The sequence below is a fragment of the Geminicoccus flavidas genome (genome assembly GCF_009806515.1).
GTDB classification, from domain to species: Bacteria; Pseudomonadota; Alphaproteobacteria; order Geminicoccales; family Geminicoccaceae; genus Geminicoccus; species Geminicoccus flavidus.
On the sequence record NZ_WUJP01000700.1, the window covers coordinates 1 to 7,560 of the forward strand.

9 protein-coding genes are annotated in these 7,560 nt (G+C 69.3%); all 9 read left to right on the forward strand.

All coding sequences use genetic code 11. The features are described from left to right. On the forward strand, window positions 1-641 hold a 641-nt coding region (locus EQG76_RS20095; protein WP_159716128.1), incomplete at its 5' end, for an ABC transporter permease. A 12-nt stretch (window positions 642-653) separates the two neighbouring features. Continuing rightward, window positions 654-1,835, forward strand: a complete 1,182-nt coding sequence (locus EQG76_RS20100) for a hypothetical protein (protein WP_159716129.1) — start codon at window positions 654-656, stop codon at window positions 1,833-1,835. After that, window positions 1,832-2,392 (forward strand): carbohydrate kinase family protein, encoded by a 561-nt coding sequence (locus EQG76_RS32345; protein WP_235031465.1) that lies wholly within the window; start codon window positions 1,832-1,834, stop codon window positions 2,390-2,392. Before EQG76_RS20100 ends, EQG76_RS32345 begins: the two co-directional genes overlap by 4 nt. A gap of 8 nt (window positions 2,393-2,400) precedes the next feature. Continuing rightward, window positions 2,401-2,796, forward strand: coding sequence for a carbohydrate kinase family protein (locus tag EQG76_RS32350; RefSeq protein WP_255476573.1), 396 nt, complete (start codon window positions 2,401-2,403; stop codon window positions 2,794-2,796). Window positions 2,797-2,820: 24 nt separating this feature from the next. After that, a complete protein-coding gene (locus EQG76_RS20110; RefSeq protein ID WP_200840965.1) occupies window positions 2,821-3,660 on the forward strand; it encodes a BtpA/SgcQ family protein in 840 nt (279 codons plus the stop codon). Window positions 3,661-3,775: 115 nt separating this feature from the next. Then, on the forward strand, window positions 3,776-4,363 hold the full coding sequence (locus EQG76_RS20115; protein ID WP_235031466.1) for an HdeD family acid-resistance protein: 588 nt from the start codon (window positions 3,776-3,778) through the stop codon (window positions 4,361-4,363). Window positions 4,364-4,396: 33 nt separating this feature from the next. Then, the gene (locus EQG76_RS20120; protein ID WP_159716132.1) at window positions 4,397-5,305 is read left to right on the forward strand and encodes a LysR family transcriptional regulator; all 909 of its coding nucleotides are present in this window, start codon (window positions 4,397-4,399) and stop codon (window positions 5,303-5,305) included. Window positions 5,306-5,418: 113 nt separating this feature from the next. After that, a complete protein-coding gene (locus tag EQG76_RS20125; RefSeq protein ID WP_159716133.1) occupies window positions 5,419-6,777 on the forward strand; it encodes an extracellular solute-binding protein in 1,359 nt (452 codons plus the stop codon). Window positions 6,778-6,780: 3 nt separating this feature from the next. Continuing rightward, window positions 6,781-7,560, forward strand: a 780-nt coding sequence (locus EQG76_RS20130) for a carbohydrate ABC transporter permease (RefSeq protein ID WP_200840966.1), incomplete at its 3' end; no start/stop codon positions are given.

Sequence of the window (7,560 nt, forward strand, 5' to 3'; positions counted from 1 at the left end):
CGGGTGCCGGTGCCGGCTTCGTCAACGGCATCGGTGTCGCCTATGCCGGCATTCCTGCCTTCATCATGACGCTCGGCATGCTGTCCTTCGCGCGCGGCCTGGCCTTCATCTATACCGGCGGCACGCCGATCCCGATCCTGGACGAGACCTTCTACAATTTCGGCAACGGCTACTTCCTGGGCATCCCGATCCCGGCGCTCGTGCTGATCGCGACGCTGCTCGCCAGCGCCTTCGTCCTGGGCATGACCCCGTTCGGCCGCTCGGTCTACGGGATCGGCTCCAACGAGGAGGCCGCCCGGATGTCGGGCGTGCCGGTGCGCCTCTACAAGACCGTGGTCTATGTCATCTCCGGCGGATTGGCGGCACTGGCCGGGGTGGTCTATTCTTCCCAGCTCGGCATCGGCACGCCGATAGCCGGGCAGGGCTACGAGCTCGATGCGATTGCCGCGGTGGTGGTGGGCGGCACGTCCCTGTTCGGCGGCAAGGGCTCCGTCTGGGGCACCTTCATCGGCACGCTGATCATCGGGGTGCTCGCCAACACGCTGAACCTGAACGGGGTCGACCCGTTCGTGCAGCAGCTGGTCAAGGGTGCCCTGATCGTGGTCGCGGTGTTCGGCATGAGCCGCGCCAACCGGACCTGAAGGAGCCTGCCGATGGATGTCCGAAAGCGGATCCTGCCGGTGCTGGAGGCCCTGCGGCCGGCGGTGGACGCGCATGTCACCCTGGAGCGCGTGCGCCGTTATACGTTTGCGCTCGCCAACATGCCGGCACCGTCCACGGCGGCAGCCGCCTTGCGCACGCCGGTGCTCAAGCGCCTGCTCGCCGACGACCAGGTCGAGCGCACGCGGCTGCACCTGCGCGAAGATTTCGAGAAGACCGGCAGCACGGTGATCCTGACCGGCAGCACCGAGCCGGCCAAGCCGCTCTGGTACTTCGCCCATCTCGACACGATCAGCTACCTGATCCAGCCGAAGGCCGGCGACCGCTACCCGCTGGTGCCGTTCTGCTACCACCTGATCGAGGAGGGCGAGCGGCCGGCCGAGGTGGTCCGCTACGACCTGCCGTCCAACCGCTATCGCCCGTCCGTCGGGGGCCGCCTGGTCACCGAGCGCGGGCAGCCCTTCTTCGAGCCCAACGATCCGTCCGTCCCGATCCGGGTCGGCGACCGGGTCGTGATGTCGGCCCCGTGCCGGGAAACGGACGACCAGGGCAATTTCGTCGGTCATGTCGACAACGCCGGTGCGGTAGCAGCCCTCGCCGTGGCAGCCCCGGTCATGGCCCAAGCCGGGATCGAGGCGATGCTGGCCTTCCCCGACGAGGAGGAGGGGCCGCATGGCAGCGGCAGCCAGGTGATGGGAAGGGGCGGCTCGCGCCTCGTGAACATCCTGCCGACACCGGACCTGGCGATCATCGCCGACGTGCAGCAGGCCGGCGGCGACCCGGACGCGGACACGCGCGGCGGCGTCGAGAACAGCACGCGGCTGGGCCAGGGTGCCGTGCTGGCGGAATTCTCCAGTCTGGCACGGGGGGCGGTGACGCCGCCACACCTCTATGCCCTGGCGCAGGACATGATCGCGGTGCTGGCGGAACTGGGCGTGCCGGTCCAGGAATCGAACAACGCCTACACCTCGCGCAGCGACGATGTCAGCGTGCTCCTGAAGACGCCGAACATCCTCCTGCTGGGCTTTGCCGGCTTCAACCGGCACCTGGACAAGGGCGAGCCGCGGGCGAACCTGCACGACCTGGTCAGCCTGTCCAAGGCGTTGATCTACTATTCGGCGATAGCCCCTGTTTATCGCGAGCGCTGCGCCGACCTGTTCGGGCGCACCGCATGACCGAGCTCGTCACGATCGGCTGGCTGACCATCGACGACATCGTCCAGGGCAATGTCGTCCAGCGCGACGTGCTGGGCGGCGGCGCCCTCTATTCGGCGGTGGGTGCGCGGATCTGGAACGATTCGGTGGGGGTCCATTCGGTGACCGGCCGGCGTCACCTGGACCTGGTCCGCGCCGACATCGAGGGCTTCGGGCTCGACAGCCGCGGCATCGAGACGATCGACGGCAACGGCCTGCAGCTCTGGCTGCTGCACGAGAACGACCGCGACAAGCAGCAGATCCCGAAGCTTTCCTCCTCGACCGCCGCCGAGATGGACGAGGGCCGGGGGTCGCTGCCGGACTTCTACGCCAACGCCCGCGGCTTCCACATCGCCCCTCAGGGCCCGCCAAGCTCGGTCGCCAACGCGGTTCACTTGGCCGCCCTGCCGGGGCGGCCGGTCGTGACGCTCGACCTGCTTTCCGATGGCTATATCGACGCCAGCCTCTACCGGGACCTGAGCTTCCTCCATCACCTGAGCGCGTTCCTGCCGAGCGAGGCCGAGATCCTGCGGATCTGAGCGCGTTCCTGCCGAGCGAGGCCGAGATCCTGCGGATCTGGCGGCCGGACGATCTGGAGGTCTGGGTGCGCGCGCAGACGGCCGAGCATGGCTGCACGATCGCGGTGAAGCTGGGCGAGCGCGGCTCGTTCGTCTGCGTGCCGGGCGAGCGCCGGCTGGTGCAAGTACCGGCCTTCCCGGCCCGGGTGGTGGACACGACCGGTGCCGGCGATTCCTATTGCGGCGGCTTTCTGGCGGGCCTGGCCGAGGGCCGGCCGCCGGAGGTCTGCGCCGCCATGGGCACGGTCGCCGCCTCCTATGTGGTCGAAGCCTGCGGTGCACTCCGCACGGTCCGGCCGACACCGGAGGACCGGGCGGCGCGCCTGGCCCACGTCATGTCCCGGCTCGTCTCGACCGATCTCTGACTCCCGTTCTCGACTGGATTGCCCTTGGCCATCGCCCCTGCCCGCCCCTCGCCGCTCGCCGCCATCTTCAAGGTCAACAAGCCCCTGATCGGCAACGTCCACTGCGCGCCGTTGCCCGGCACGCCGCGCTACCGAGGCGAGCCGATGTCGGCCATCGTGAAGCGGGCAGTGGAGGACGCCAGGGCCTATGCCGCAGGCGGCATGAACGGCCTGATGCTCGAGAACCACGGCGACATCCCGTTCCTGCCGCCGGGCGAGATCGGGCCGGAGATCGTGGCGGCGATGAGCGTGCTGGTGAAGGCCGTGGCTGAAGCAGTCGACCTGCCCTACGGCATCAACCTGCTCGCCAACAGCGCCATCGGCGCGCTGGCGATCGCCAAGGCGACGGATGCCCGGTTCATCCGGGTCAACCAGTGGGTCAACGCCTATGTCGCCAACGAGGGGCTGGTCGAGGGCGAGAGCGGCCGGGCGCTGCGTTTCCGGCGGATGATCGGGGCGGACGACGTGGCGATCTTCGCCGACGTCCACGTCAAGCACGGCGCCCATGCCATCGTGGGCGACCGGGGCGTGGCGGAACTAGCCCGGGACACCGAGTTCTACGATGCCGACGTGGCGATCGCGACCGGCAACCGCACCGGGGACACGGTGCCGCCCGAGGAGATCGCCGCGGTGCGCGCCGGCACCCGCCTGCCGGTGATCGCCGGCAGCGGCATCGCGAAGGACAATGCCGCGGCGCTGATGGCGGAGCTGGACGGGGCGATCGTCGGGTCCAGCCTGAAGCACGACGGAGTCTGGTGGAACCAGGTGGACCCGGCCCGGGTCGAGGCCTTCGTCACCGAGGTCCGCCGCCACCATCCGGCCTGACCGCGCGGGCGGCGTTCCCAGGCACTGGTGGAGGCGATACAGAAGAAGCCACCGGGCGCGCAGCATCCGGCCGCCCATCCCGATGGGGCCGATCATGAATCCTCTCGCTCCTTCGATGCAGGACCGCCACGAGGCGATGAACGCCATCCTGGCGCAGAACTGGTGGGCACTGGCGCTGCGCGGGGCGATGGCCGTCCTGTTCGGCATCCTGGCCTTCGTGCTGCCGGGGGCGACCATCCTGTCGCTGGTGCTGATCTTCGCCGCCTTCAGCCTGGTGGACGGCATCTTCGGCATCATCGCCGCGATCCGGGGGGCCCGCGCCGGCGTGCGCTGGGGCCTCCTGCTCATTCACGGCATCGCCGGGGTGGTGATCGGCATCGCCGCCTTCGTCTGGCCGGGCATCACCGTCTTTGCCTTCGTGCTGCTGATCGCCGCCTGGGCGCTGATCTCCGGCGTCACCATGCTGGTCTCCGCCGTCAAGCTGAAGACCAGCCATGGGCGCGGCTGGCTGATCCTTGGCGGCATCGCCTCCCTGCTCTACGGCATCCTCCTGGCCGTCAGCCCGATGGTGGGCGCGATCGTGCTGGCCTGGTGGCTCGGCGCCTATGCCATCGTGTTCGGGATAACGCTGCTGGTCCTGGCCTTCCGTCTGAAGCGCCATGCCGGCCATCGCCCGGCGGGAACTGCGCGGTCGGGCATCTGAGCGGCTCCGGGCTGGCAGGAGCAACGCGCGCCGATGGACCTTCGCCAGCTCAACTATTTCCTGAAGATCGCCGAGCGCCGCAACATGACGCTCGCCGCGGCCGAGCTGCACGTCACCCAGCCGACCCTCACCAAGAGCATCAAGCTGCTGGAGCGGGAACTGGGCGTGCCCCTATTCCAGCGCCTGCCGCGCGGCATGGAGCTGACCGAGTTCGGCCGCCGCCTGGTGCGCCATGCCCTGGCGATGCAGGTGCAGGTGGGCGATGCGCTCGGCGAGCTGGAAAGCCTGAAGAACGGGGCGGGCACGCCGGTCAACGTGGGGGCCGGGCCGGCTTGGCAGCACAGCCACCTGCCCACCGCCGCGGCCCGCGCCATGGCGGCCAATCCGAACATCCGGCTGCGCGTCACCGGCGGGTTCGACGCGGCGCTGATGCGGGCCCTGCGCCAGGGCGACCTGGATTTCGTGGTGGCCGAGCTGCCGCAGGAGGACGCAGCGGGCGACCTGGCGCTGGAGAAGCTGACCAGCGACCGGCTGGTGGTGTTCTGCCGTGCCGGCCACCCGCTGACCCGGCTGGAGCGGCCCGGGCTGGAAGAGACCCTGCGCTTCCCCTGGGTCCTGCCGGTGGTGCGGGTCACGCGCGCCCGCCGCCGGCTGGAGGCCCTGTTCGTGGCGCACAATCTGGCGCCGCCGGAAGCGACGGTCGAGGCGGACTCGATGACCTTCCTCCTGGCGATGGTGCGCGAGACCGACGCGCTCAGCTATACCAACCGGGAAACGCTGAAAACGCCGCAGGGGCGCGGCCTGGCGGTCCTCGACATCGACCTTCTCACCGCCGAGCGCGCCGCCGGGATCTGGACCCGCCGCAATGCCTGGCTGTCGCCGGAAGCACAGGCGGTCATGGCCGCCCTGCGCGAGGTCTGCCGGGAACGGCCGGGCAACTGACGGCGGAGCGATAGCTTTTCTGAATTGCAGGCGTCCCCGAAGTGTTTGGTAGGAATGGCGGCGCCATGACAGGTTTCGTCATGGGCGGCATCAGCCCGAAAGGGGGAGGCACGATGAACCAGGTGGACTCGACAGGGGCGCGGCTGCGGCGCTGGAGCATGGCGGCGACGGTGGCGATCCCCGCACTGCTCGTCGCAGCGAGCCCGGGCTGGGCCGCGGACGAGGCGCCGATCACCATCGTGATCAACCAGTCGCCCTGGTTCGCTGGCTTCCAGAAGACGGTGGAGCTCTACGAGGAGGAGACCGGCAACTCGGTCGAGCTCGACGTGAACCCGTTCGCCGGCAGCCTGGAGAAGCAGCGCTCCGCGGTGCGGGCAGCCGAGAGCCCGTTCGACCTCCTGGTCATCAATGCCGGGTTCTTCGTCGAGATGTATGCCGGCGGCTTCCTCCAGCCGCTGAACGAGATCGACCCGGACTTCAAGCTCGATCCCGGGATCTACACCTTCGATGATTCGGTCTACTGGAACGCCGAGACCAAGCTGCCGGACGCACAGAACGGCGTGCTGCTGACCGTGCCGATCAACCCGTTCATCCCGCTCCTGCATTATCGCAGCGACCTCTACGAGGAGAAGGGGTTGAGCGTCCCGGAGACCTGGGACCAGCTCCTGGAGAACGCCAGGGCGCTGAACGATCCGCCCGCCATGTATGGCATCGTCCAGCGCGGTGCGCGCGGCGCGTTCGACGTCACCTACGACATGCTGCCCTATATCGGCAGCCATGGCGGCGGCATCTTCCGCGACCAGAAGAGCGGCGACTTCACCATCACCATCAACAGCCCCGAGACGCTGGCCGGGCTCGAGACCTATCTGAAGCTCGCCAAGGAGGCCGGCCACCCGTCGACCGCCGGGCAGTCCCAGGCCAACGTCATCCAGAACATGGCGACCGGCAAGGCCGGCCACATCCTGGCGGTGCTCGCGGCATCCACCTTCGACGACCCGAACCAGTCGATCGTGGCCGGCCAGGTCGGCTTCGCGCCGCCACCCCATGCCGAAGGCCATCCCTCGACCCCGCCGCTCGGGCACTGGCTGGGCGGCATCCCGAAGAACATCCCGGCCGACCGGCAGAAGGCGGCGCTGGCCTTCCTGAAGTGGTTCCAGACCGAGGCGGCGCAGAAGGCCTATGCCGAGGCGGGCTCGCCGCCGGTCAGCCGTGCGGTGCTGGAATCCGACATGGCCAAGGAGGAGCAGTTCCGCTGGATGGGCGCGCTGGCCAAGGCGCTGCCGACCGCGCAGCTCACCTTCGTGATCCCGGAATCGGCCGAGATCCTGGCGATCACCGAACTCGGCTTCAACCAGGCCATCTCGGGCGAGGTCCCGCCGGCCCGGGCGCTGAACCGGATGGCCGAGGAGATCGCCGCCGTCATGACCAAGGCCGGCTACGACGCGCCGCGCCTCGACCCGCTGCCCGAGTAGCCGATGGCCGCCGCCGATACCCGAGCCGTGGCCCGCGCCCCCGCCGCCGGCCCGATGAGGACGGCGGCACTGCCCGGCGAGCGCGGCTGGCGCGCAGCCACCCTGGCACCGGCGCTGGTCGTCTTCCTCGGCCTGACGCTGCTGCCGATGCTGAACCTCCTGGTCCTGAGCTTCCACGACGTCGCCTGGGCCGAGCGGACCGCCAGCTGGAGCTTCGTCGGCCTCGCCAACTTCCGCGCCCTGCCGGGCGACGGCCTGTTCCGCGCCGGCATCCTGAACACGCTGATCTTCGCGGTGGTGGCGGTCGGCCTGCAGATGGTGCTGGGCTTCGGCCTGGCACTGCTCACCAGTGCCGTGGTGCGCGGCAAGCTCGTCTACCGGACGATCTTCCTCCTGCCGATCCTGATCCCGGGCATCGTGATCGGAGCGATCTGGAAGCTGATGTACAGCTTCGACTTCGGCGTCATCAACACGATCACCGGCCTGCTCGGCTTCGCCCCGCAGGACTGGCTGGGCCAGGGCCATCTGGCGCTGGCCTCGGTGATCGTGGTGGATGTCTGGCACTGGACGCCGTTCTGCTTCCTCCTGCTGCTGGCCGGCCTCGAATCCCTGCCACAGGACGTCTACGAGGCGGCCGCCATCGACGGCGCCAATGGCTGGCAGCGCCTGGTCCACATCACCCTGCCGCTGATGATCCCGACGCTGGTGGTGACCTTCGTCTTCCGGATGATCCTGGCGTTCAAGGTGTTCGACGAGATCTACCTGCTCACCGGCGGCGGGCCG